This window comes from Streptomyces polyasparticus (assembly GCF_014493765.1).
Taxonomy (GTDB): domain Bacteria; phylum Actinomycetota; class Actinomycetes; order Streptomycetales; family Streptomycetaceae; genus Streptomyces; species Streptomyces polyasparticus.
Genome location: NZ_JACTVJ010000019.1, coordinates 62,890 through 85,366, shown reverse-complemented (window position 1 = coordinate 85,366; position 22,477 = coordinate 62,890). Strand labels below are relative to the sequence as shown.

At 71.4% G+C, this 22,477-nt stretch carries 24 protein-coding genes; 10 read left to right on the top strand and 14 right to left on the bottom strand.

Annotated elements, in window-relative coordinates; all coding sequences use genetic code 11:
* Window positions 1–16: 16 nt before the first annotated feature.
* The 7 genes from asnB to H9Y04_RS33240 all read right to left on the bottom strand — a co-directional run bounded on the left by asnB (window position 17) and on the right by H9Y04_RS33240 (window position 10,182).
* Window positions 17–1,939 carry an asparagine synthase (glutamine-hydrolyzing) gene (gene asnB / locus H9Y04_RS33270; protein WP_187817858.1) on the bottom strand — a complete coding sequence of 641 codons (1,923 nt, stop codon included), beginning with the start codon at window positions 1,937–1,939 and terminating at the stop codon, window positions 17–19.
* A gap of 3 nt (window positions 1,940–1,942) precedes the next feature.
* A complete protein-coding gene (locus tag H9Y04_RS33265; RefSeq protein WP_187817857.1) occupies window positions 1,943–3,466 on the bottom strand; it encodes a Wzz/FepE/Etk N-terminal domain-containing protein in 1,524 nt (507 codons plus the stop codon).
* Window positions 3,463–4,806 (bottom strand): Wzz/FepE/Etk N-terminal domain-containing protein, encoded by a 1,344-nt coding sequence (locus tag H9Y04_RS33260; protein WP_187817856.1) that lies wholly within the window; start codon window positions 4,804–4,806, stop codon window positions 3,463–3,465. Before H9Y04_RS33260 ends, H9Y04_RS33265 begins: the two co-directional genes overlap by 4 nt.
* Entirely contained in the window at window positions 4,803–6,065 is a 1,263-nt protein-coding gene (locus H9Y04_RS33255; protein WP_187817855.1) for a glycosyltransferase family 4 protein, read from the bottom strand. Before H9Y04_RS33255 ends, H9Y04_RS33260 begins: the two co-directional genes overlap by 4 nt.
* The gene (locus H9Y04_RS33250) at window positions 6,055–7,371 is read right to left on the bottom strand and encodes a nucleotide sugar dehydrogenase (RefSeq protein WP_187817854.1); all 1,317 of its coding nucleotides are present in this window, start codon (window positions 7,369–7,371) and stop codon (window positions 6,055–6,057) included. Before H9Y04_RS33250 ends, H9Y04_RS33255 begins: the two co-directional genes overlap by 11 nt.
* A gap of 89 nt (window positions 7,372–7,460) precedes the next feature.
* Complete coding sequence (locus H9Y04_RS33245) at window positions 7,461–8,888, bottom strand: sugar transferase (protein WP_308801404.1); 1,428 nt, start codon at window positions 8,886–8,888, stop codon at window positions 7,461–7,463.
* Window positions 8,889–9,411: 523 nt separating this feature from the next.
* Window positions 9,412–10,182 (bottom strand): class I SAM-dependent methyltransferase, encoded by a 771-nt coding sequence (locus tag H9Y04_RS33240; protein WP_187817852.1) that lies wholly within the window; start codon window positions 10,180–10,182, stop codon window positions 9,412–9,414.
* A gap of 493 nt (window positions 10,183–10,675) precedes the next feature.
* Between H9Y04_RS33240 and H9Y04_RS33235 the strand changes: the two genes are divergently transcribed.
* The 6 genes from H9Y04_RS33235 to H9Y04_RS33210 all read left to right on the top strand — a co-directional run bounded on the left by H9Y04_RS33235 (window position 10,676) and on the right by H9Y04_RS33210 (window position 15,017).
* Window positions 10,676–11,545: a hypothetical protein gene (locus H9Y04_RS33235; RefSeq protein ID WP_187817851.1), complete on the top strand. Its 870-nt coding sequence runs from the start codon at window positions 10,676–10,678 to the stop codon at window positions 11,543–11,545.
* Window positions 11,546–11,674: 129 nt separating this feature from the next.
* Window positions 11,675–12,520, top strand: a complete 846-nt coding sequence (locus H9Y04_RS33230; RefSeq protein ID WP_308801402.1) for an RNA-binding protein — start codon at window positions 11,675–11,677, stop codon at window positions 12,518–12,520.
* 377 nt (window positions 12,521–12,897) lie between these two features.
* Complete coding sequence (locus tag H9Y04_RS33225) at window positions 12,898–13,308, top strand: hypothetical protein (protein ID WP_187817849.1); 411 nt, start codon at window positions 12,898–12,900, stop codon at window positions 13,306–13,308.
* Window positions 13,305–14,117, top strand: coding sequence for a transcriptional regulator (locus H9Y04_RS33220; protein ID WP_187817848.1), 813 nt, complete (start codon window positions 13,305–13,307; stop codon window positions 14,115–14,117). The genes H9Y04_RS33225 and H9Y04_RS33220 overlap by 4 nt, the downstream gene beginning before the upstream one ends.
* 76 nt (window positions 14,118–14,193) lie before the next feature.
* A complete protein-coding gene (locus tag H9Y04_RS33215; protein WP_187817847.1) occupies window positions 14,194–14,592 on the top strand; it encodes a roadblock/LC7 domain-containing protein in 399 nt (132 codons plus the stop codon).
* Between the two features lie 50 nt (window positions 14,593–14,642).
* Window positions 14,643–15,017, top strand: a complete 375-nt coding sequence (locus H9Y04_RS33210; RefSeq protein ID WP_187817846.1) for a hypothetical protein — start codon at window positions 14,643–14,645, stop codon at window positions 15,015–15,017.
* An 87-nt stretch (window positions 15,018–15,104) separates the two neighbouring features.
* Here H9Y04_RS33210 and H9Y04_RS33205 read toward each other — a convergent pair whose 3' ends face one another.
* The 3 genes from H9Y04_RS33205 to H9Y04_RS33195 all read right to left on the bottom strand — a co-directional run bounded on the left by H9Y04_RS33205 (window position 15,105) and on the right by H9Y04_RS33195 (window position 16,963).
* Entirely contained in the window at window positions 15,105–15,497 is a 393-nt protein-coding gene (locus tag H9Y04_RS33205) for a roadblock/LC7 domain-containing protein (protein WP_187817845.1), read from the bottom strand.
* Window positions 15,498–15,506: 9 nt separating this feature from the next.
* Window positions 15,507–16,499 carry a serine/threonine-protein kinase gene (locus H9Y04_RS33200; protein ID WP_187817844.1) on the bottom strand — a complete coding sequence of 331 codons (993 nt, stop codon included), beginning with the start codon at window positions 16,497–16,499 and terminating at the stop codon, window positions 15,507–15,509.
* Between the two features lie 254 nt (window positions 16,500–16,753).
* Window positions 16,754–16,963 carry a hypothetical protein gene (locus tag H9Y04_RS33195; protein ID WP_187817843.1) on the bottom strand — a complete coding sequence of 70 codons (210 nt, stop codon included), beginning with the start codon at window positions 16,961–16,963 and terminating at the stop codon, window positions 16,754–16,756.
* A gap of 446 nt (window positions 16,964–17,409) precedes the next feature.
* On the opposite strand from H9Y04_RS33195, the gene H9Y04_RS33190 reads away from it, so the two are divergent.
* The 4 genes from H9Y04_RS33190 (at window position 17,410) to H9Y04_RS33175 (ending at window position 19,819) form a co-directional block, all read left to right on the top strand.
* Window positions 17,410–18,135: a CBS domain-containing protein gene (locus tag H9Y04_RS33190; protein ID WP_187817842.1), complete on the top strand. Its 726-nt coding sequence runs from the start codon at window positions 17,410–17,412 to the stop codon at window positions 18,133–18,135.
* Window positions 18,136–18,192: 57 nt separating this feature from the next.
* Window positions 18,193–18,711 carry a flavodoxin domain-containing protein gene (locus tag H9Y04_RS33185; RefSeq protein ID WP_187817841.1) on the top strand — a complete coding sequence of 173 codons (519 nt, stop codon included), beginning with the start codon at window positions 18,193–18,195 and terminating at the stop codon, window positions 18,709–18,711.
* A gap of 6 nt (window positions 18,712–18,717) precedes the next feature.
* Window positions 18,718–19,305 (top strand): Rv1733c family protein, encoded by a 588-nt coding sequence (locus tag H9Y04_RS33180; RefSeq protein WP_187817840.1) that lies wholly within the window; start codon window positions 18,718–18,720, stop codon window positions 19,303–19,305.
* A 64-nt stretch (window positions 19,306–19,369) separates the two neighbouring features.
* Window positions 19,370–19,819: a cyclic nucleotide-binding domain-containing protein gene (locus H9Y04_RS33175; protein ID WP_187817839.1), complete on the top strand. Its 450-nt coding sequence runs from the start codon at window positions 19,370–19,372 to the stop codon at window positions 19,817–19,819.
* A 156-nt stretch (window positions 19,820–19,975) separates the two neighbouring features.
* On the opposite strand, the gene H9Y04_RS33170 is transcribed toward H9Y04_RS33175, so the two are convergent.
* The 4 genes from H9Y04_RS33170 to H9Y04_RS33155 form a co-directional block, all read right to left on the bottom strand.
* Window positions 19,976–20,401 (bottom strand): Hsp20/alpha crystallin family protein, encoded by a 426-nt coding sequence (locus tag H9Y04_RS33170; RefSeq protein WP_187817838.1) that lies wholly within the window; start codon window positions 20,399–20,401, stop codon window positions 19,976–19,978.
* Window positions 20,402–20,539: 138 nt separating this feature from the next.
* Entirely contained in the window at window positions 20,540–21,415 is an 876-nt protein-coding gene (locus tag H9Y04_RS33165) for a universal stress protein (RefSeq protein ID WP_187817837.1), read from the bottom strand.
* 161 nt (window positions 21,416–21,576) lie between these two features.
* Entirely contained in the window at window positions 21,577–21,714 is a 138-nt protein-coding gene (locus H9Y04_RS33160; RefSeq protein WP_187817836.1) for a hypothetical protein, read from the bottom strand.
* 120 nt (window positions 21,715–21,834) lie between these two features.
* Window positions 21,835–22,335 (bottom strand): universal stress protein, encoded by a 501-nt coding sequence (locus tag H9Y04_RS33155; RefSeq protein WP_187817835.1) that lies wholly within the window; start codon window positions 22,333–22,335, stop codon window positions 21,835–21,837.
* Between the last annotated feature and the right edge of the window lie 142 nt (window positions 22,336–22,477).

The following is a 22,477-nucleotide window of genomic DNA, read 5'->3' as shown; positions in this document are numbered from 1 at the left end:
AACTCCTCTGAGATTCCTATGCCGTTGACCGAGTGCTCGGGTGGGACCCAGAGGTCGCGCCGCGATACCAGTACTCGAGGGTCAGTACGTGCCACAGATGCTTGGAGAAATCGCGCTGCCCGGCGGCGTCCTCGGCCACCATCCGCCGCAGTGCGTCACGTCGCAGGAAGCCGGAGCGCACCAGCTCGCCGTCGTTGATCACCTCGCGGACCAGGGGCGCGAGGTCCCGGCTCATCCAGGCCCGCAGCGGGGCGCTGAACAGGCCCTTGGGCCGGTAGACGATCTCCCGCGGCAGGACAGTGGCGGCCGCCTCCTTGAGCACGGCCTTGCCCTGCCGCCCGGCGATCTTCCGTTCCCCGGGGAACGCGAAGGCCGCCTTGACCACCTCGACGTCCACGTACGGCACCCGGACCTCGGTGGACGCGGCCATGCTGGAGCGGTCGGTGTACGCGAGGTTCAGCCCCGGCAGTAACATCCGGGCGTCGCCCAGGCACATACGGTTCACGAAGTCGTCGAGCTCGTTGTCCTCGTAGACCTCGGTGTGCTCGCCGATCACGTCGTCGACCGTGGCCGCGAGGTCCGGGTCGATCAGGGCGAGCAGTTCTTCCTGGTCGTACATGGTGTAGCTGCGCCGGAACGCCGTCTCCTCCGGCAGTTCGGCGAACGACAGGAACCGTTTCGCGAACCGCACCGACCGGTACCCGCGGCGCGCCCCTGCCACCGGCAGCCGGTCCACGGCCGCGTGCACCCCGCGCCGCAGCGGCCGCGGGACGCGCTGGTAGCGCAGCGCGATCAGGTTGGCGAGGTGCTTGCGGTAGCCGGCGAACAGCTCGTCGGCGCCCATCCCGGAAAGCAGCACCTTCACCCCGGCCTCGCGGGCCGCCGTGCAGATCAGATACGTGTTGATGGCGGCCGGATCGCCGATCGGCTCGTCCAGGTGGTAGGTCATCTCGGGCAGCAGGTCGAGCACGTTCGGCGCGATCTCGATCTCGTGCAGATCGACGCCGAACCGCGCCGCCACCTGCCGCGCGTACTTCAGATCGTCGGGCATCGCCTCGAACTTGGCGTCCTCGGCGCGGAATCCGATCGTGTAGGCGGAGATGCCGGGCCGGTGGCGGGCCGCGAGCGCGGTCAGATAGCTGGAGTCGAGGCCACCGGAGAGGAAGGTCGCCACCGGGACGTCGGCAAGGAGGTGCTGCCGGGTGGACTCCTCGACGACGGCGGCCAGGTCCGGCGGTGCGCTGTGGCGCGCCTCGGCGGCCACGTCCCGCAGATTCCAGTAGCGGCCGCGCTCCACCCGGCCGTCGGGGCGGCAGCGCAGCCAGCTGCCCGGCGGCAGCTTCTCGGCCTCGCGGTACGCGCAGCGCGAGTCCGGCACCCAGTAGTAGAGCAGCGAGGCCACCAGCGCCGCAGGGTCCACTTCGAGGGTCTGGCCGGTGACCGCGGCGAGTGCCTTGAGCTCCGAGGCGAACACCAGGCCCTCCCCGCGGCGCAGCAGGAACAGCGGTTTGATGCCCAACTGGTCGCGGGCGAGCACCAGTTCACCGGTGCGCTCGTCGAAGATGCCGAGCGCGAACATGCCGCGCAGCCGCGGCAGACAGTCCGTCCCCCAGCGCCGCCAGGCTTCGAGCACCACTTCGGTGTCGGAGGTGCCGCGGAAGCGCACACCCGCCGACTCCAGCTCGGTGCGCAACTGCGGTGCGTTGTAGAGCTCGCCGTTGTACGTGAGGACGAGCCCGTCCTTCGCCATCGGCTGGGCGCCGGTGTCGGAGAGGTCGATGATGGCCAGGCGGCGGTGGCCCAGCTGTACTTCGCCGTCGCCGACGGGGTGGCCGTACCGGCCGGCCCCGTCCGGGCCGCGGTGCGCGAGGACCTCGGTGAGCCGGTCGGTCACCAGCTTCCCGTCCGGCCATCGATACGTGCCTGCTATGCCGCACATGACCTACCGGCCTTCCTCGTCGCTGTCCGCGGCGCGCGCGGCCGGTACGGGCAGCGGCTCCTTGTGTGGCCTGGCCGTACCGTTCAGCCGGGCGAGCCGTTCGCTCTGGCCGCGCAGCGCGGTCTGGCGCCCGTCCCAGAGCGTGCCGTCGGTGCGGTCGCGCGGGTCGGGGTCGATGAGGACCACGCCGAGCACCTCGATGCGCTGGTCGGCGAGCTGCCTGGCCACGGTGTGCAGCCAGGCGGCGCGGGCGTGCCCCGCCCGTACGACGAGCACCGTGCGGGTGCCGAGGTACTGGAGGTCGGTCCATGCGGTGCCGGGCGCCAACGAGCCGACGCCGAGGGGGAGTTCATGCGGCACGGCGTCCGCGCCGCTGACCACGCGTACGGCATCCGTCTTCGGCTGCCGCCCGGCCAGCTGCCGGCCGGGCAGACCGTCGAGCACCGCCACCGGCCGCTCCCCCGCCAGCTCCGCGGCGAGGTCCAGGGCGATGGTGCTCGTCGGCCGGGCACAGCCCAGTTCGAGCAGCGACAGCGGCTCGGCGGAGCCGCGTACGGTGCGGGCCAGGGACACCGTGAGCCGTTCGCGTGCCACACGGTCCCGGTGCCGGCGCCACAACACCGGCCTGCGGCGCGGCAGTTCCGCAAGGACGGACGCACCGAGGTCGGCGGCGATCGCCCGGCGCAGCAGGGGACGGTCCGCCACCACCGAGCCGACGGCGGCGAGGGCGAGTCCGAGCACGAGCCCGAGGACCAGGCCGATCCCGGCGTTGGTGGCCGCGGACTTGCGCAGCGAGTGCTCCACGGCCCGCGCGGCGTCCACGATCTGCGTCCCCGCGATGAGCCGCGGCGCGCCCATGCGGGCCTCTTCGGCGCGCTGGTCGAAGTCGGCGATACGGGAGGTGAGTTCGGCCCTGCGGGCGAAGAGCGACTCCAGGTTCGCCGAGGCCCCGGGGCCGGTCTCCGGGTCGGCCTCCGGCGTTCCGTCGCCGATCTCCGCGTTGACCTCGGCGAGGTCGTCGCGCATCTGGTCGCGCTGGACGAGCAGCGCCTTGGCCTCGGCTTCCGCCGCCTCCTGCAGACGCCGCACATGGTCGGCGACGAAGGCCTCGGAGAGCGCCTTCGCCCGCGCGACCGCGTCCGCGTCGCTGTCGCCCTTCACCGTGATCTGCAGCAGGTTGTTGGTCAGCCCGGTGCCCTCGAAGTCCTGCATGAAGTCTTCCGGTCGCTCCGCGGAACCCAGCGACTTCAGGGCCTGACCGGCGATCCTGGTGGTCTTGAGCAGCGCGGCATCGGTACGGATCAGCGTGCCGGGATCGTTGGGCTGGTCCGCCTCGTGCGCGACGAGGACCGTGCTCACGGCGGTGGGCGGCGGCGGCAGGAACACCGCGACCGCCGCACCGGCGAGCAGACCGAGCAGGGCCACGATGCACCAGAAGCGGCGGCGCCTGCGGACGGCGACCACGAGGGCCTGCAGGTCGAGCAGCGGGGTGGCGTGCGGGGCGTCCGGAGTCACGTTCGTGCTCATGCCGCGCCTCCCCTCGGGTCGCCGCCGGCCATCGCGGGCACGCGGCCTTCCGAAGGACCTCCGGACGCACGGGAGACGACCGTGCCGGCGAGGACGAACCCGAGCAGCCCGTGTCCGGCGTCCGTGCAGGCGTCGGCGACGGCGGTGAGTTCCGCGGCGGTGCGGCTGCCCGCGCCGAGCACGACGAGCGCGCCGGACTCGGTGGTGTGGTCCGGTACCAGGGGCCGCTCCCCGGACACCACCACGACCTCCAGGGCCGGATCGCCTCCGGCCTCGGCCGCGAGCCGTTCGGCGGCCACGCGCCCCACGCCGTCGTCGTCCAGGGCGATCACGAGCAACGGACCGCTGGTCAGCGGCAGTTGCTCCTGCAGCCGGGCGCACACCCGTCCGTAACGGATCCGCCGGCTGCCCTCGCCGCCGGACGCCTGCAGCGTCGGGGTGTCCCACCGGGTGTCGACACCGAGCAGCCGTCGTATCCGGGCGCGCGTGCCGCCGTCGAGCGGTGCCGGCGCGGCGCGGCCGCCGGGCACGTCCACCGACCCCAGGGACGCCGAGCCGAGCGCCGCGGCGATCTCCGGTTCCGTACGGAGCCTTCGGCTCATCCGGGCCGCGGCGAGATGCCCGATCACCGCGCACACAACGAACAACAGCGCGCCGCCGAGGACGAGTTGGGACCGGGTGGGGGGCGCTTCACCGGCGGGGCGTGCCGCCGGGCCCATGACGACCATGTTGGCCCGGTTGAGCGCCGGGTCGACCTCCTGCAGCTTCTCCACCGCCTCCTGCAGCGCGGTGCGCAGCTTCTCCAGTTCGGTGCGGCCCTGCACGCTCTCCACGCTCTGCCCGGGATCGGCGGCCTCGGCCAGTTCGGTGATCCGGCGGCTGGTCTTCACGACCAGTTTCTTCAGGGCGTCGGGCCGCAGGGCCGGGTCGGAGTCGGTGGTGTCGCCCGCGAGCCGCGCGGCGAACGCCACGTACTCGTCGGCGAGCAGGTCGGCCAGGCGCTGCGCGCCCTCGGGGGTGTCGTCCGTGCCCGAGATCTCGATGATGTTCCCTTCGGCGGCCTTGGCGCTCACCCGGTCCTTCAGTCCCGTGTCGCCGAGCTTGCGGGCCGCGCGGTCGACCACCACCGAGCTGGTGGCGATCTCGACCTGGGTCAGGAGTTCGCGTTCCTCCCACTGCCCCGAGAGCAGCACGAAGGCCGAGGTCGTGTAGCGCGGCGGGAAGACCAGCGAGATGCCCAGGCCGACGAGCGCGCCCACCAGGGCGAGGGCCGTGAGCAGACGCCACCGCCGATTGATCATCCGCCCGATCGTGGCCAGGCGGATCGTGTCGTCGCTCAACGGAGCGGCCTCCTCCGTGTGCGGGGCGCCCGGGCCGCCACCGGTACGTGGTCACGGCAGGCGGCTTCGTACGCGGCGAGCAGCGACTCCTGCGAATGGCGCCAGGAGAGCCGCCCACCGATGCGTTCCTGGCCGGCTTTGCCCATCCGGTCCCGCAGTGCGGGGTCGTCGAGCAGCAGCGCGATGCCCTTGGCGAACTCGGCCTCGTCGTTGGCGGGCGCGTAGACGGCGGCGTCACCGGCGGAGACGCGCGCCTCCTTGAGGTCGAAGGAGACCATCGGCCGGCCCATGACCATGTATTCGAGGACCTTGTTCATGGTCGACACGTCGTTGAGCGGGTTGTGCGGGTCGGGCGACAGGCAGACGTCCGCGGTGGACAGATAGCGCGCCAGATCGGCGTCGGGTATCCGTCCCGTGAACTGGACCTGGTCGTCGAGCCCGAGCTCGTGGGAGAGGCGCACCATCGCGTCGAAGGTGTCCCCGCCGCCGACGAACACGGCGTGCCAGTCGGTGCGCCCGAGCTCGTCGCGCAGTTTCGCGAGCGCCCGCAGCGCGTAGTCCACGCCGTCCTGCGGTCCCATCACGCCGAGGTAGCACAGGAGATGCGGCTTGCCGCGCTTCAACTCCGGTTCGGGCGCGACGGGTTGGAACCGGGCGGTGTCGGGTGCGCTGCGCACCACGAACACGTCCTGCGGCCGCCGTCCGCCGCGGCTCACCGCCACGTCCCGGTAGCTCTCGTTCGTGGCGAGCACGATGTCGGCGGCCCGGTAGGTGCGACGCTCCAGGGCGCACACGGCGCGGTAGAGCAGGTCCTTGCCGCGGTCGAACCGCGAGAGGTACAGCTCGGGTACGAGGTCGTGCTGGTCGAACACGAACCGTGCCCCGCGCCGCTTCAGCCACAGGGCCGGCAGGAACAGCAGGTCGGGCGGATTGCAGGCGTGCACCACGTCGACCGGGCCGACCTTGCGGGCGAGCCGGACCGTGTGCCAGAGCGCCGTGCCGTACTCCCGCAGGTAGCCGGCCGGTCCTCCGGTGGCGGCGCGCAGCGGGTAGCGGTGGATCCGTATGCCGTCGATCAGTGCTTCGGGTTCGGTGTCGCGTTTCTCGCCGCGGGGGCAGATGACATGCACCTCCCAGCCCGCGTCGCGCAGCGTCGTGCATTCCTGCCACACCCGCCGGTCGAAGGGCACCGACAGGTTTTCCACCAGGATCAAAGCGCGCCGGGTGGGGCCGGCACCGCCCGTCGTCTTACCAGACAAGGCCTGCGTACCCCGTTTCGGTCCTGCGTGTCTCGGCGTCGGGAAGGCGGACGAGATCGATGATCAACGGGCCTTCGCCATGGGGCAGTGCGGAGAGCACCGCCGGGTCCTTCGTGCCCACCAGGCACACCTCGGCGTGTTCGATGACCTCGTCGACGGAGTTCACGAGCAGCTGCGCGATATGCGGCAGCCGGGTCTCGATGTACTCGCGGTTGGCCCCGAGCAGCCGGGAAAGGCTCACGTTCGCGTCGTAGATCTTCAGGTCGTACCCCTTGCCGATGAGCCGCTCGGCGAGCTCCACGAGCGGGCTCTCGCGCAGGTCGTCGGTGCCGGGTTTGAAGGAGAGGCCGAACAGGCCCGCGCGCCGCTTCCCGGTGCGCTCGACCAGCTGCACCGCGCGCTGCAAGTGGTCGGAGTTCGACGGCAGCACGTGGGACAGGATCGGCACCGAGACATCCGCGCGCCGCGCGGCGTGCACGAGGCTGCGCAGGTCCTTCGGTAAGCAGGAGCCGCCGAAGGCGAAGCCCGGTCGCAGATACGCGGGGCTGATGTTGAGCTTGCGGTCGGCCAGGAAGACATCCATCACCTGGTGCGGATCCACACCGAGCGCCTGGCATATGGCGGCGAATTCGTTCGCAAAGCCGATCTTCAGTCCGTGGAACGCGTTGTCCGCGTACTTGATCGCCTCGGCCGCCGGCACGGGCACCCGGAACACCTCGCCGGGCAGCCCCTCGTACAGCGCCGCGACCACATCGCCGCTCGCCGGGTCGAGTTCGCCGATGACGGTCTTCGGCGGGTCGAAGAAGTCCCGCACGCTGGTGCCCTCGCGCAGGAACTCCGGGTTGACCGCGACCCCGAAGTCCACGCCCGCCGTGCCGCCGGCGAACTTCTCCAGGATCGGGACGAGCAGGTCGGCGCAGGTTCCCGGCAGCATGGTGCTGCGGAAGACGACGGTGTGCCGCGTGCCCTTCTCGGCGATCGCGGCGCCGATCTGCTCGGTCACGCGCTCCAAGTAGGTCGTGCACAGGCTGCCGTTGGGCTCCGACGGCGTGCCCACGCAGACGAGGGACACCTCGCTGCCGAGGATCGCCTCGCGCACGTCGGCGGTGGCGCGCAGCGCTCCCGTGCCCACGACCTCGGCGGTGAGCTCGCCGATGCGCTCCTCGACCACGGGCGCCTTGCCTGCGTTGACCAGGTCGACCTTCGCCTGGTTGACGTCGACGCCGATGACCTCGTGCCCCTGACCGGCCAGGCAGGCGGCCGATACGCAGCCCACATAGCCGAGCCCCAAGACGCTGACTCTCATTTCGCGTTCCTCCCCCTGTCAGGCCTTCGAGCCTGTACCGCCCCAGCTCCCGCGTTTCCGTGCACCGGCGGCGCGCCTCCCCTGGCGCGTCAGTACGCCCCCTGCCCCTGCAGCACCGCACGCAGCGTCTTCCACAAGATCACCGCGTCCAGCGCGAGCGACCAGTCCTCCACGTAGCGCAGATCGAGGCGTACGGCCTCGTCCCACGGCAGGTCGCTGCGGCCGCTGATCTGCCACAGGCCGGTGAGCCCGGGCTTCACGAGCAGCCGGCGCCGGATGTCCGGGCCGTACTCGGCGGACTCCTCGGGCAGCGGCGGCCGGGGGCCGACGAGCGACATGGAACCGGTCAGTACGTTGAACAGCTGCGGGAGTTCGTCGATCGAGTAGCGGCGAAGGACCGCTCCCACCCGGGTCACCCGCGGATCCCTGCGCATCTTGAAGAGCAGGCCCGCACCCTCGTCGCGTTCGGCGAGCTCGGCGCGTGCGCCGTGGGCCCCGTGGACCATGGTGCGGAACTTGAAGATGGTGAACTCGCGGCCTTCCTTGCCGACCCTGCGCTGGCGGTAGACCACCCCGCCCGGGCTGTCGAGCAGGACGAGCAGTCCGACGAGCACCATCAGCGGCGCGAAGAGCAGGACGAGCGCGGCCGCGCCGAGGCGGTCGACGATCTCCTTGACCACGCGGCGGCCGCCCGTGAAGGCGGGCATGGTGACCCGGAGCAGCGGTATCCCCAGAACGGCGTCGACATGCAGCCTGGGCCCCGCCACCTCCATCAGGACCGGGGCCACGACCATTTCGGCGTCGCTGCCTTCGAGGTTCCAGGCCAGGCGCTGCAGCCGGTCCGGCGACCAGTACGGGTCGGGGGTGACCGCGACGACCCGGTAGCCGTCGCCGTGCACATGCTTGGCGACATCGGTCAGCTGCCCCACCACCGGTACGCCGTCCACCTCGTCGCCGTCGATGCCGCGTCCGTCGGCCGTGCACACGGCGTCCACGCGCCAGCCGAGGTGCGGGAACTTGCGGGAGCGGGCGATCAGATCGCGCACGGTGTCGGGGCTGCCGGCGGCGAGCACCGGCCGCAGGCAGTGGCCTTCCGTACGCCGGCGGTGCAGCCATCGCCGCAGCAGATACCGCACGGTGACGGTCACGAGGGCGATCGCCGGAATGGCGACGAAGATCCAGAGCTTGATGTTGCGCGAGCTGACGGCGATCCCGCCGAGCGAGAGCACGACGGCCGCCATGAACAGGGCGCGGCCGAGGCGGCGGAACTCCTCGGCCCCCTGGCCGAGCACCACCGGGGTCCAGGCCCGGCTCGACATCAAGGCGCCGAGGACGAGCAGTTCGGTGCCGAAGGCGAGAATGGTCCACTTCTCATGCCAGTCGGCGGCGTCCCGTACCCCGAAGAAGCCGCCGATCGCCGCGACGACGAAGGCCGTGGCCAGGGTGTCGCCGGTGATCACGGTGCGCCGGTAGCGCTGTTCCCATTCGCTTGCGGGCCGTGTGGTCGCCCCGTTCACCGGCCGCCCGCGTGCCGGTGAGAACGGGCGGACTAAGTCGCCCTGCGGTGCGTCCCCTTGATGTGCGTCCCCTTGCTGTACGGTCCCGCCCGGGTCGCCAGTGGGTTCGACGCGCTTGCTCAACACGGTTCCTCCCCCCAGGAGGCCCCCGCCTCCCGCCCTGTCGCTCCCCTTGGAAGGCCCCCGCCTCCCACACCGACCCGCACCTCCGCCCTCAGGCGTGGTGCGGTCGAAATTCCGGATGCTCCCCACACCCAAGGCCCTTGCCGGACCCCTGAATTGATCGCCCCCTGCCGGGAGGTCCGTGGCAGCGGACCCATAGATCACGATTTGTCGCCTCGTGTCCCGGCATGTGATGCGTCAATCTAGACCATTGACGCCGCCCTGGAGAGGGGGATGTGTGTAATTTGTGGTCAAGTTTTGAAGCTCTGCACACGCCTCAACTCCCGCATGATCAGGCGGAGTTGATGTACCCACGTCGCGCCACCTGCGGCGACGGACGCACCGCGTGCAATTGTGAAGATCAAGTGCCCTTGGCGAATACAAGTACCTCGGTGGAGCCGACTCCCATCGGCGCGAGGAAGCTGCCGTCCAGCGTGCACCCGAGCGTCGCGAAGAGTTCCACGCAGGTATGCCGGGGCATAGCGGCCGGATAGGAGTCATGTCCGTCGCCGCCTTCGGTCGCCCAGGCGCGCATCGCGTCCGGGCCGAGGCAGGCCTCCGTCATGACATCGAAGACGATCCGGCCACCGGGGCGCGTGACCCGGGCCATTTCGAAGAAGTAGCGCGCGGTGGCGAGGAAGGTCAGCGTGTTGAAGACCTTGTGCGCCTGCACGAGATCCACGCTCGCGTCCGGCGTCGGGGCGAGGCTGCTGCCCGCGGTCGGGCGGGCGACCACCCCGAAGGTCCGTACGAGATAGTCGGCCCAGGGCGCGGCCGTCTCGTAGATCTCATAGCGCCCGGGCGCGCACTCCTTGAGCGTGCGCTCCAGATACCGGCCGGAGCCGGGGCCGATCTCGAGGACCACCTCGGGCTTCGCGTCGAAGACGCCGAACCCGCGCAGTTCGTCGATGGTGGCCGCCGTCGCGCCGGGCGTCTTGTTCATGACTTCGTCGATGTAGTCACCGACCGGCAGGCCGGCGGACCGTGCGGCCCGCATCGTGGCCTCGAAGGGGATGAAGTCGTCGACTCCGCCCCGGTTGTTCGTGCTCCGCACGATGTCGAAGCCGGTCCGCGCCAGGACCCGCCTGACCCCCGCCTTCAGTGCCGAAGTGCCCTTCCCCGCTGCCCGCATCAGGCAACCCCCCAGGTCGTCGTCCCCCGCGCTCAGTGCCCGAAAGCATAGAACCGGGGACACAACGGAACGGGGCATTCCCGACGAACGCCAACTTCGGCTGATTTCACGCTCTTGCGGGGTGGTGGAATCGGGCTGCTCGGCACAGGACGCCGGTGAATTCGTTTGCCCCTGGGGCGGATGTCGACAAGGATCACGGCATGACCACCAGAAAGGGCCATGCCGCGTAGGCGCCCTGCTCTGCTTTCGGCCGCACAGCTCTCAGCCGCACTGCTGTCTGCCTCTCTGCACTCGGCCGCACTGCTGTCTGCCTCTCTGCACTCAGCCGCACTGCTGTCTGCCTCTCTGCACTCGGCCGCACTGCTGTCTGCCTCTCTGCACTCGGCCGCACCGCTGTCCGCCGCTGCGCTCTCCTCCGCTCGCGCGCCACCGCTCGTTGCTCGCCACAGCGTCCGACGGCCGTTACCGACCACCCACTCAGGAGAGCCCGCCCATGCAGAAGACCGCCCTCGTTCCCTACGCCCACCTCCCCCGGGCGCACCACGACCGCCATGTCCTGACCAGCACCGTCGACGTTTTCGGCACCGCGCATTGGCTCATCTCCGAAAGCGCTCCTCAGCGTGGCGCCGATGCCCTGCCCTTCGACGCGACGGTCGTCTCCGTCGATGCGAGCGGCAATGCCGAACGCACCGAACTGAGCGCCGTACGGGCCCGCTGGCCGCACCTGGACCGCCTGCCCGACGGCGGATTCGTCGTGGCCGCGTCCCGTGCCCGTCGGAACGAGGACGCGCACCAGGTCCAGGTCTTCGACACGCTGGGCCGGGAGACGGCGTCCTTCTCCGTCGGGGACGCCATCGAGCACCTGCTCATGGACGAGTCCGGCCATATCTGGGTCGGGCACTTCGACGAGAACCCGCTGGGAATCCGCCGCTGGAGCGGAACGGGTGAACTCGCCTGGACGTCCGACGGTGCCCACATCCCCGGCCTCTTCGACTGCTATGCCCTGAACGTGTCGGGCAAGGCCGCCTGGGCGTGCCCCTACACGGACTTCCCGCTCGTCGAGATACGCCCCGACCGCACCGCTCGTCCCGTCAGGGTCTGGGCAAACCGCGTGACCAGGGGCGCTCGTGCGGTAGCCGTCCACGGTGAGCGGGTCGTCTTCTACGGCGGCTACCGCGGGCAGTGGGACCGGCTCGCCTACGGAGAGATCATGGAAACATCGGTAGAACCCACGGACGTCGCCCTGCTCACCCAGCCCGACGGGACCGCCCCCGGCCGTCGGCGCGTTGTCGCCCGAGGCAGCAGGATCTTCGTCCAGCCGGAGCCGTTCACGTCCTGGAGCGTGTTCGACCTCGCCGGCTGATGCCCCGCCCCGGAGAGGAGCCACGTGCCGCCGTCCTTCGTACACCGGATCACCAAGTACGACCCCGCCGACCGTGACGAACACGGCCACTACACAGGTGCCGAACAGACACTCAGTGACCATGGGCCCGTGGAAGCCGCTTACCTCGCGGCGATCGCCGCCTTCGCGGAGGCCTCGGGCATCGATCGGCTGGAGATCCGCGAGCCCGCAGTCACCGGTCACGTCCACTTCGGCACGCAGGGGCCGGAGGGAGGCCACGGCCTCGCCGGGCTCTTCGCGCCCGGCCTGTCGGGCTACCACGACGGGGCCGAGGTCTCCCTTCCCGTCGCGCTTGAGCTGGTCCGGGCCATGCTCCGCGACGCGGGTGCCTGGTGTCGCCTGGAGGTGGGGGACGTGTTCACCGTGCATGTCGGGTGGGATCAGTACGTGTACGTGGGCACCGACAAGCCGTGTGCGGACGCCGTGGCCCGGACAAGGGAACTCGGCCTCTTCCCGGAGCCGATGACGGCCTCCCCGTATGCGGCGGAGCTGGAGGAACCGGACGTGACGGAGGCGGCAGACGAGGAGTTCTGGGCACGCGTGCGCAGCGCGCTCGCTTCACGGAAGGCACTGCTCCTCGAGGAGAGCTACCTCCGCAATGCGACACGGTTCCACCGCCTCACACGGGAGAACCTCGATGCGGTGCGTACCGGTCTCGGCCCGCGCGCCCTGCTGACCGTCTGGCCCGACCTGAACTCCGATGTCGCCGCTGTCCTCGCCGCATTGCCGGAGGAGGGCTCCGTGGAGTTCGTGTGGGAGACCCGGGACGGGACGATCGGACACGTGGTCGTCGACGAGACCGAGTACCGAGAGCTCAACGAGCTGGTGGCCGGCGCCCGGGCCGCCTGCGCCCTGCCGGTGTACGTCGACGAACGCCACCCGCTTCTGTGCGCTGCCCTGCCCGACAGCGACGGCGTGCTACGCGCCAGGTGGTGATCCGCACACGCCGGGTCGCGACAACCAGTAGGCGGCAGACGGACCCCACCGCATTCGCGCCCACCGGTACATGACCGAGGCACTTGCCGTGCAGCACAACGCTCCGCCCACTCGGGGCGCGCGCTGGTGGCCGGGCGCCGGGACGTGCGTCAGGCCAACCGTGCGGTGGCGTGACCGGCCTGGCCGGAAGTGGAACATCGGTCTACCGTTCGCCGAAAATCAGTCACGAATCGAACGTGAGTGAACAGCCCGTAGTCGCAGCCCGGCAATTTCCTCTGGAATGTGCCAACGGCGGATTCGGTCGCCCGTTCCTGCCTAGCCTCCTCGTCACGCAGGCACACTGCAGCGCCGTCGGACGGTGCGGGGAGGGGGCGAGCGTGCCGGGGATCGACATGACGCTCGTGGAGGCCATGAGCGTGCACGGCGCACGCGGCGCCACCATCGTCGACTGGACCTGCGGCTTCGTCCTCGACTCGGCGGGCGAGGCCTGGCCGGCGGGGGTCGACGCGACCGCGGCCGACACGGCGGAACTGGCCCGGCTCGTCCGGGAGTCGGCCGCGTTCTGCGCGGCCCACGACGGCGGCGAGCCCACGACCGTCGAGGACGTCATCGTCACCACCGGCTCGGCCTACCACCTGATCTGTTTCGTCCCCGAAGCCCTCGAAGGCGGCGTCCTCCTGCACCTCTGGCTCGACCGCGAGTCCGGCAACCTCGCCCTGGCACGTCGCCGGCTGCGGGCCCTGGCCGAGGAGCTCGCCCAGCCGTACGCGGCGACGGGGGCGAGATGAGCCCGGCGGCCGCGATACCCGAACTGCCCACCCGCGCCTCGATGTTGCTGCGCCTGGCGGAGGAGGGAGCAGGCGGCGTACTCGAGCGCGCCGGCGGTCTCCTGTACCTGGTGGACGGCCGCGTGGTGCATGCCGAGAGCGAGGCAGCCACCCCGCTCGGCCGGCTCGTCGTCGGTGCCGGACGGCTGACGGAAGCCCAGTGGGCCGAGGCGCTGGAGCGGTGCGGCGGGGACAGCGGCCGCGCGGCCGCCCTGCTGGTCAAGGACGGCCGGCTGGCCGACGGCGCACTCGAACTCTGCCGCCACACGGCCCTGTTCGACGCGGCCTGCTTCGCGCTCGCCCCGGGCGGCGGTGCGGCCCGTTTCCGGCACGGGGTGGCCCCCGAGGGCGGGCTCGCGCTGTCGGTGCCGGCCGACCGCGTCCTGGCCGAGACGGCACGCCGCCGGCGGCTGCTCGCGTCCCTGTGGCCGGGGGCCGCGATGGACACGCAGCCGGTGCTGCGACGGACACCCGGGCCCGACCGTCCGGTGCCGTCGCGGCTACGGGCCCTGCTCGACCTCGCGGACGGTGTCCGCACCCCGGCCGAGCTGGCGCGTGCCCTCGGCCGCCCGGCGTTCCACGTCCTCGTCGAAGTGCGCCGCCTCGCCATTGCGGGTCTGGTGGAGCCGCCGGGGCCACGGGCGAGGCAGCCGACCGCCGCCCGTACGGGCCGTTCTCCGGCCGCGCGCAGCCGGGCACCGGACGGGTTCGAGTCGCCCGACATCGCTCTGCTGCAGCGCGTACGCGACGCCTTGGAGGCCTGTCTGTGAAGCCACACCTGCCCGCAGTGTCCGGGGCGCCCCCATGAGACGTATCTCGCGACGCCGAGCCGAGAGGAACCAAGTGATGGCGGCACAGGCCGAGTTGAGCAGTGAGCTGGGGCGGCTGCGCGCCGCCGTGCCACGGCTCACCGGGGCACTTGTCGTCGACGCCGACGGAAAGGTCCTGGCCGAGGACTTCACGGCCGGGCCGGTCCCGCGAGCCGGCTCACGTACCGCCGACTCCCTCACGTCGGCCCGCCGCCTCGCCGAGGCCGCCGCACTCGGCGGTGTACGGGAGTTCCTGGTCCGCGGCGAAGAGGGATGGCTGGCGGCGTGCACGGCGGGCGACTCGGCCGTGCTGCTGCTCGTGACCGAGCCCGGCGCGCACATCGGCCGGCTCCGCCTGGAGGCCGGCTGGTCCGGGTCCCGGATCGCCGAACTCCTCGACGGCGCGCCCGAACGACTGGAGAAGACCTGCCCATGAACGCTCCCAATCCACGTTCCACGAACCGACGCAAAGGAAGTGCAGCTCCGATGATCAACACCGAGACGGCCCTCAAAGAAGCGATGACAGGGATCGAAGGTGCTCTGGGGGCAGCCCTGGTCGACTACAGCAGCGGCATGGCGCTCGGCACCCTCGGCGGCAGCAAAGAACTCGACCTGTCCGTGGCGGCGGCCGGCAACACCGATGTGGTCCGCGCCAAGGTGCGCACCATGGAGATGCTCGGCCTCAAGGACGAGATCGAGGACATCCTGATCACCCTGGGCAGCCAGTACCACCTCATCCGCCTGCTCAAGTCCCGTAACAACAGCGGCCTGTTCCTCTATCTGGCCCTGGACAAGGAACGTTCCAACCTCGCGATGGCCCGCCACCAGCTCAAGCGCATCGAAGGCGAACTGGACGTCTGACCCGGTTGCTTACGGGTAACAGGGGGCGGTGCCGCAGTCGCGGCACCGCCCTCGCCGAGTGGGATCACCGCCGTTCGCCGGGCTTGCTCACGGTTGTTCGTCCGGCTCCTGCTCATCCGTCAGGATCGCGCCGATCCTTTCCAGGACCGGCGGAAACTCCTCGTGCAGCAGATCCAGATCCAGGCCCTCGTCGCCGAGGACCACGAACAAGGCGATGTCCCCCACCGGGTACACGGCGGCACAGCCCTGACTGCCGTACGCCACCATGCGGTGGAGTTCGCCGCGCTCCGTCGCCGCGACGGTGCGCCGTGCCACACCAAGGCCCGCGGCGGCGATGGCGGCGAGCCCTTCGGTGTCGATGCTCCGTCCGGCGTCGGCCGCAATGAGCAGTCCGTCGACAGCGGCCACCGCGGTGTCGGTGATTCCGGTCAGCTCCTCTCTAATGTGCTGCATTTCGTCGACCAGCTTCTGCTGATTCATCCGGTGACCTCACTTGTCGGACTGCGAATTTCTGTCGTTCTGTTCTGGACGCGATTCATTGGGCTCTGTCCGCGACTCCGTACCCCCTCGGCGCACATCGATTTCCTCGTCCGCGACATCCTTGCCGGCGGCGACAATTTTCCCTGCACGCAGGACAATTCCCTGCCAGCACACCGTGGAATTCCGCTCGCCGAGATGTGCGGTCCTGCCGCTGATGCCCGGGCTGCGACGCGGCAGGGCTTCGGCCTCGCGGACGCGGGCGGCGACGGGCTCGGCCTGTGTACGGCGTCGACTCAGCGACGCCGTCGCGTCGGACCCATGAGATCGGGGGGCGCACGCAGGGGGTGGAACACGGACCAACAGCCCCTGGGCCAGCAGCCGCGAGGCCTCGACGGTGATCGCGTACAGCCCGCGTCCGGTGCGGAACGCGATGTCCCGCGCGGTCAGCCGCCCGTCGGCCAGGGCGAGGATCTCCCGGCCCGCGCCCGTGCGGACGGCCTCCGCCCCGGTGGCCCCGGGGTCGGCGAGCAGCGCCTCGCGGTACGGAGCGACGGCTCCGGGCAGACGCTCCAGCGCGGCCAGACGCCGCGCGGCTTCCCGTACGAGAGCAGTGGGACACTCCTCGGCACCAACCGGGTCCGGCTCCGCCTGCGGGGCACCGAGCGCGGCCGCCCACCCGTCCACTTCCCCCGCGGCCATCGCGAAGGCGGCGTCGCGGAGCGCCAGCATGCCAAGACCGCGCAACTCGCCTGCACCGATGACCCCTTGACCGACCAGGCGGCCGAGCCGGCGCTCCTCGGGGACGGCCGGCGGCCAGTCCTGCCGTGCCACCCGCCCGGAACGCAGCAGCAGGGTCTCCAGGTCGGGCGCGCCCGGACTGCGGGCGCTCACCACCCGTCCATGGCGCAGCCGCAGCACACCGCCGGGCCGGCCCGACACCCGTACGACACCGGTGAAGGAGTCCCCCTCGCAGCACGCCAGAGCTCGGGCCAGTGCATTCACCGAAACCGGTTCATGTACACCGCGGAAGGCAGTCATGAATCCCTTCGGCCGGCACGCAGGCGGATGGCGTCGAATGCGCAGGAGAAATGCGCCGCGAAGGGGACTTTCTATCAGTGATTTCCGGGCATGCGAAAGGGATCGGCGCAAGGTGACTGAAAGAGAATTCGCCTGCCCGGCGGCTTTCCCTTACGACCGGATACGGCACCTCGGTGACGGAGACGACCATTCCACAGCCGCCACCGAGGGCGAGGGCTTCACGCGGCGACGGCGATGACCTCCACATAGCGGGACGGCACCTTCAGGGTGCCGTCGGTGGCCGTGTTGTACTCGTCGGCCAGGGCGACCATGTCCTCGCACAGCGCCTTGCCGTTCTCGCCGAGCGCTTCGAACGCCTTGAGCGTGGGGCCGTACTTGGCGCGGAAGAGGTCGGCGAATCCGGCCGCAGAGCCGAACCGGAACACCATGTCCCGCGGGGTGACAGTCAGTTGGGTGACACGGTCGCCGAAGAGCTCGCGCAGCCGGCTCTCGTCGCCCCACAGCGGCGGCGGCTGGATGCCGGGCGGAGGCGGCAGGTGGCGGCCGATGGTTTCGCCTTGATCCCCTCAAGGGGGAGTTTGGTGATCATAGGCGGCAGATCAGGACCAGCCGAACTCTCCCGTACATAACTGGATATGCGTAGTTGGACGCTCCCCCGGGTCCGACCGCCCCGTTTTCGGGGCCGAACGGCCCCTGACGCGGTGCCGGGCAGTCCCTGGGCGTGCCGCGCGCCGCGGCGGACGCTGTGAGTGACGGACAAGGCCGCGCGGGCCCGGCGGGCCCCGGCCTCCAGGCATGCCGGCAAGCGGCGTGCCCGCACCGGCACAGTCCCGCTCCCCGGCGCGGGACGTACACCCGTGAGAGGAGAACGGTCATGAAGCACAGCAAGGTCGGCTCGGTGATGACCGGCGACGTCGTGCACGTGGGCCCCGACACCCCCTTCAAGGAAGTGGCGCGCCTGCTGAACGAGCACCGGATCAGCGGGCTGCCCGTGGTGGACAAGGACCGCAAGGTCACCGGGGTGATCTCCGAGACGGACCTCATGCTCCGCCAGGCCGAGGATCCGTTCGGCCACGAACGGCCCTGGCAGCGGCTCCTGTCGACACCGTCCCGCCGGATCCGGCAGGCGAAGGCACGGGCCCGTACGGCCGGACAGCTGATGTCCCGTCCGGCCGTGACCGTGCACGCCGGCGACACCATCACCCAGGCCGCCCGGATCATGACGGCCCACCGGGTCGAGCGGCTGCCGGTGGTCGACGAGAACGACCGCCTCACCGGCATCGTCACCCGGCGCGATCTGCTCCAGGTGTTCTCCAGGAGCGACGAGGACCTGCGCCGCGAGGTCATCACCGAGGTGCTGATCGGCGCGCTGTGGCTGACGCCGCGGATGGTCGACGTCGAGGTCGAGGACGGTGTCGTGACGCTCAGCGGACAGCTGGAGCGCAGCAGCGAAATCCCCATCGCCGTCCGGATGACCGGCCAGGTGGACGGGGTGGTGTCCGTGGTGGACAAGCTCACCTACCGCCTCGACGACTCCCGGCTGCAGCCCTCCGAGCAGGCGCTGCACGGCATCGCCGACGACTGGCTGCGCAAGCTCTGACCGCCCGCGGCCGGGCGGGTGTCCGGCCGCGCGACCTGCGAAAGGAGGCTCGGAGCCATGACGGCCACCGTGCTCATCGCGTACGGCACCACGAACCACTCGACCGCGGAGATCGCCGAGACGATCGCCGAGGTCCTGCGCAAGGAGAACTTCACCGCGGCCGCCAGGCCCGCTCGCGAGATCACTCAACTCACCTCGTACGACGCGGTGGTGATCGGCGGCGCACTCTACGCGGGCCGCTGGCACCGCGACGCACGCCGCTTCGTGCGGCACAACCGCCAGGCCCTGAGCCGGCTGCCCGTGTGGCTGTTCAGCAGCGGCCCGCTCGACTCCTCGGCCGCCGAGCAGGAACTGCCGCCGGTGCCGGGCGTCCTGCGGATCCTGGGGCGGATCGACGCACGGGAGCACGCCACGTTCGGAGGCCGGTTGGCCGAAGGGGCGAAGGGGCCTGTGGCCCGGATGATCCTCAACTCCGGGCGCGGCGGCGACTTCCGCGACTTCGCGCGGATCGAGGAGTGGGCGGCACACATCGCGGCGGACCTGCAGGCCATGGCAGCGCCGTCCGGACAGGGGTGAGGGGCGATGCCTTCTCAGGTACGCGGCCGGCGCCGGCGGCGCAACGAGCTGCGGCGGCGCAGCGACGTCGTCCAGACATGGTCCGCACTGGTGCTCGGCGCCCTCCTGGTGTGCGGCGTGCCCGCCGCCGCGTGGGCGGCGGGACACAGCATGTACGTGTCCGCCCGGGACCAGGCCGCCGCGCAGGCCGCCGAACGGCGTCCGGTGCGGGCCGAACTGCTCCGTGACGCACCCGAATCCACGCCGGAGGTACGCGGAATGGACTCCCACCCCGAGTATCCGGTGACCGTGCGCTGGACGGCCGCGGACGGTTCGCCGGCCTCGGGAACCGCCGAGGTCGAGGAGGGCCTGCGCGCCGGAGAGACCACCCGCATCTGGGTGGACGCCCAGGAACGCGTCGCCCCCGCCCCCATGGAGACGTCCGAGGTCTGGTCGAGGACGCTCACCACCGCGATCTTCGCCGCGGTCGCGCTCGCCCTCCTGGCGGGTGCTGCGCACCTGGTCGTACGCCTGCTGCTCCAGCGGGTCCGTCTGGCCGCCTGGGAACGGGCATGGGCGCGCACAGGGCCCGAATGGAGCTCGCACTTGAGGTGAACCGGCCTGCGGCACGGGCCACTCGGCCCCTGCCGCGCCGGCCAGAACACGAGGAGGCACCGTCATGACCCGGATACTCAAGGCGCTCGACGCCGCACACCGGGAACGGCTTCTGCGCATCGCCCGCGAGGTGAACTTCCCGGCAGGCACCCGGCTGTTCAACGAGGGCGGGCATGCCGACCGGTTCTGGATCGTCCGCTCCGGCACGGTGGCTCTGGACATGCACGTGCCCGGCCGCCGCCCCGCGGTGATCGAGACGCTCGGCTTCGGCGAACTGGTCGGCTGGTCCTGGCTGTTCCCGCCCTGCGTGTGGCACCTGGGCGCGGAGGCCGCGAGCCCGGTGCGCGCCTACGAATTCGATGCCACCGCGGTCCGTCTGATGTGCGACGACGACCCCGAACTCGGCCGTGCGGTCGGGCACTGGGTGGGGCAGGTGCTTGCGCACCGGCTGCACAGCGCCCGGGTACGGCTGCTCGACCTGTACGCGCCGCACGGCAGCGGCGAACCACGGTGACCGCCGCCGTGGCCTTCGTGCCGATGCCCCCGCCGGCTTCCTCGGACCCCGGCGGGGGCATCGGCTCATGGGCATACGAGTGTTCCGGGCATACGAGGGCCCGCGTGCCGGGGGCACCGACCGGCACGCGGGCTGAGGAACGTACGGACGGCCCGTTCAGCCGTGCCGCACCGGGATGGTCCGTGTGCCGCTCTTCGCCTCAGGCACCGGGACCGTGATGGTCAGCACCCCGTCCTTGTAGTCGGCGGTGGCGTCGTCGCCCCGCGCCCCTGCGGGCAGCCGCACGGAGCGGGCGAAGGTGCCGTACCGGAATTCGGTGTGGTGCTTCTCCGTGGTCTGCGCGGTGCGCTCCGCACGGAGTGTCAGGACGCCCTCGGTGACGGTCAGTTCGACGTCCTTCGCCGGGTCGATCCCCGGCAGCTCGGCCCGCAGCACGTACGTGCCGTCCGTCAGCGTCTCCTCGATGCGGATGCCGTGCAGCCCGGGCACCGTGTGCGCACCGGGAAGTCCCGCTTCGAGCCAGCCGAACAGGTCGGGGAACGTGGACGGCCAGCCGGGCATACGCTCGATCATGCCGCTCATCTCGCCCTCCTTCATGGGTGGCGCTCTCGTGTGCACTGCGCCTTCGCTTCCTCTGCCTTCTCCCCCAGCGTCCCACCGGCCGAGGCCGCCGACACAGGGCCGTCCGGCCCGAAGTGCGGGCCGGACGGCCGTAGTTCGTCAGGAGTGCGCGACCACGACGACGGGGCAGTGCACGTGGTGCATCGCCCAGTGCGTGACGCGGCCCGTGTGGCTGCCGAGGGAGGAGTGCCGGATGCGGCGCCCCACGATCACGAGGGAAGCGTCCCGCGCCGCCGCACCCAGGGCGTGCGCGGGCCTGTCCTGAACCACCTGCGCCCGGAGTTCCACGGTCGGGTACTTGTCGCGCCACGGGTCGATCAGAGCGCCCAGCGCCTGTACCGCCTCCCGCCGGCCCGCCTTCCGGCGCGCGGCGCCGTGTCCCTCGGCCGGGCGCCAGGCGTACAGGACCATCAGTGACGCACCGCGGCGCCGGGCCGCTTCGAAGGCCACGGCGAGCAGATCGTCGCCTGCGCGGCTCGGGTCCACCGCCACAAGGACGCCTCGTGGAGCGACCGTGTTCCCGGCTCCCGGCGGCACGTCCCGTGCCGTGTCCCCGTCCGCTCGCACCAGCACCACCGGGCGGCGGGCCTGGGCCACGACGGCCTCGCCCACCGATCCGGCGAAGGCCGCGGCCATGCCCCCGAGGCCCTGATGGCCGAGGACCAGGAGTTCCGCCGACCCGGACTCCGCGAGGAGCGCCGGTACCGGCGGCCGGCTGATCTGCTCGGCGTCCAGGACCACTTGGGGAAAGCGCTCGGCCGCACGGTCGGCGCAGCCGCGCAGGATCCTCCGGGCCCAGTAGCGCGGCACCTGCAGTTCTGGCAGCGCCTCCTGGTCGCCCTTGGCGGGCGGTACCTCCCAGGCGTGCACGATCCGCAGCGGCAGTCCGCAGCGCAGTGCTTCCTCGGCCGCCCAGTCGACCGCCGCGAGGCTCTCTCGTGAGCCGTTCACACCCACCGTGATCGGTCGGACCATCGTCACCACCCCTTCGGCTACCACCAGCATCTCCGTGGGGAAGGTGCGCACCCAGGGGCCGACCGGTCCTGAGCCGGGACCTGTCGGCCCGGACCCGTGACCTGCGCACACGTGACATCCCCGGCGCGACGGGCGGGCCGGGGATGTCACGTACCCGCACGTCACCGCATGCGGTTCCGCGGGTGGAGGTCGTCGTAGATCCGCTCGGCACCCAGCACGAGCAGGAACAGCACCACCATCATGAAGCCGAGCAGCGCGACGAACGTCTCCCAGAACTCGAAGGTCAATGTCGTGCCCATGATTTCCCCTCCCTTCCCTTTGTCCTCGGCCCCAGCCAACACCTGTGGCGACCGGTGCACCGCGGGCCGTTCTTCCCCGGGCCCCGGGCCGACCGGACCTGTTCGTACGGTCCTTGGGGGTCAGGCCGTCATCTGGGGCAGCAGCCAGGGCAGTTCGCCGGGCCGGGCCTCCCGGGGCGGTTCCGGCACGGTGACCACGGGACAGGGCGCACGGCGTGCGACCTCGCGCGCCACGGCGCCGAGCGCCGGCTGTGCCGCCTCCTCGCGAGGGCTGCGCCCGAGGGCGAGCAGCAGGGCGTGGCGTGCATGGCGCAACAGCACGGCCACGGGCGGCCCTTGGTCGACCAGGGCGTGCACACGGGCGTCCCGGTCGGTCCTGAGGAGCCGGGCGACCGTCTCCTCCAGGGTCTCGGCCGCGCGGCTCAGGTCCTGCTCCGCGGTGCGCAGTCCGGCGGCGGGCGCGTAGGGCGCGCGCAGCCGTGCGGTCGGCAGCCAGGCGTGCACCGCCACCAGCGGACTGCGCAGCGCGGCGGCCTGGTCCGCGGCCCAGCGCAGAGCCGCGAGCGAGGCAGCCGAACCGTCGACGCCCACGACGATGCTGCCGTACGAGAGTTCGTCCATGACCTGCCCCCATGCGCGGCGGAGAACGGAGTGACAAGTCAACGGTCCGCCGTGCCCCGCGCCTGCGGCAGGGGGCTTTCGGCCTGCTCCCGGGCCGACCGGTACCCATCGGGGGACGACCGGCCCCTGTGGGCGCTCGTCC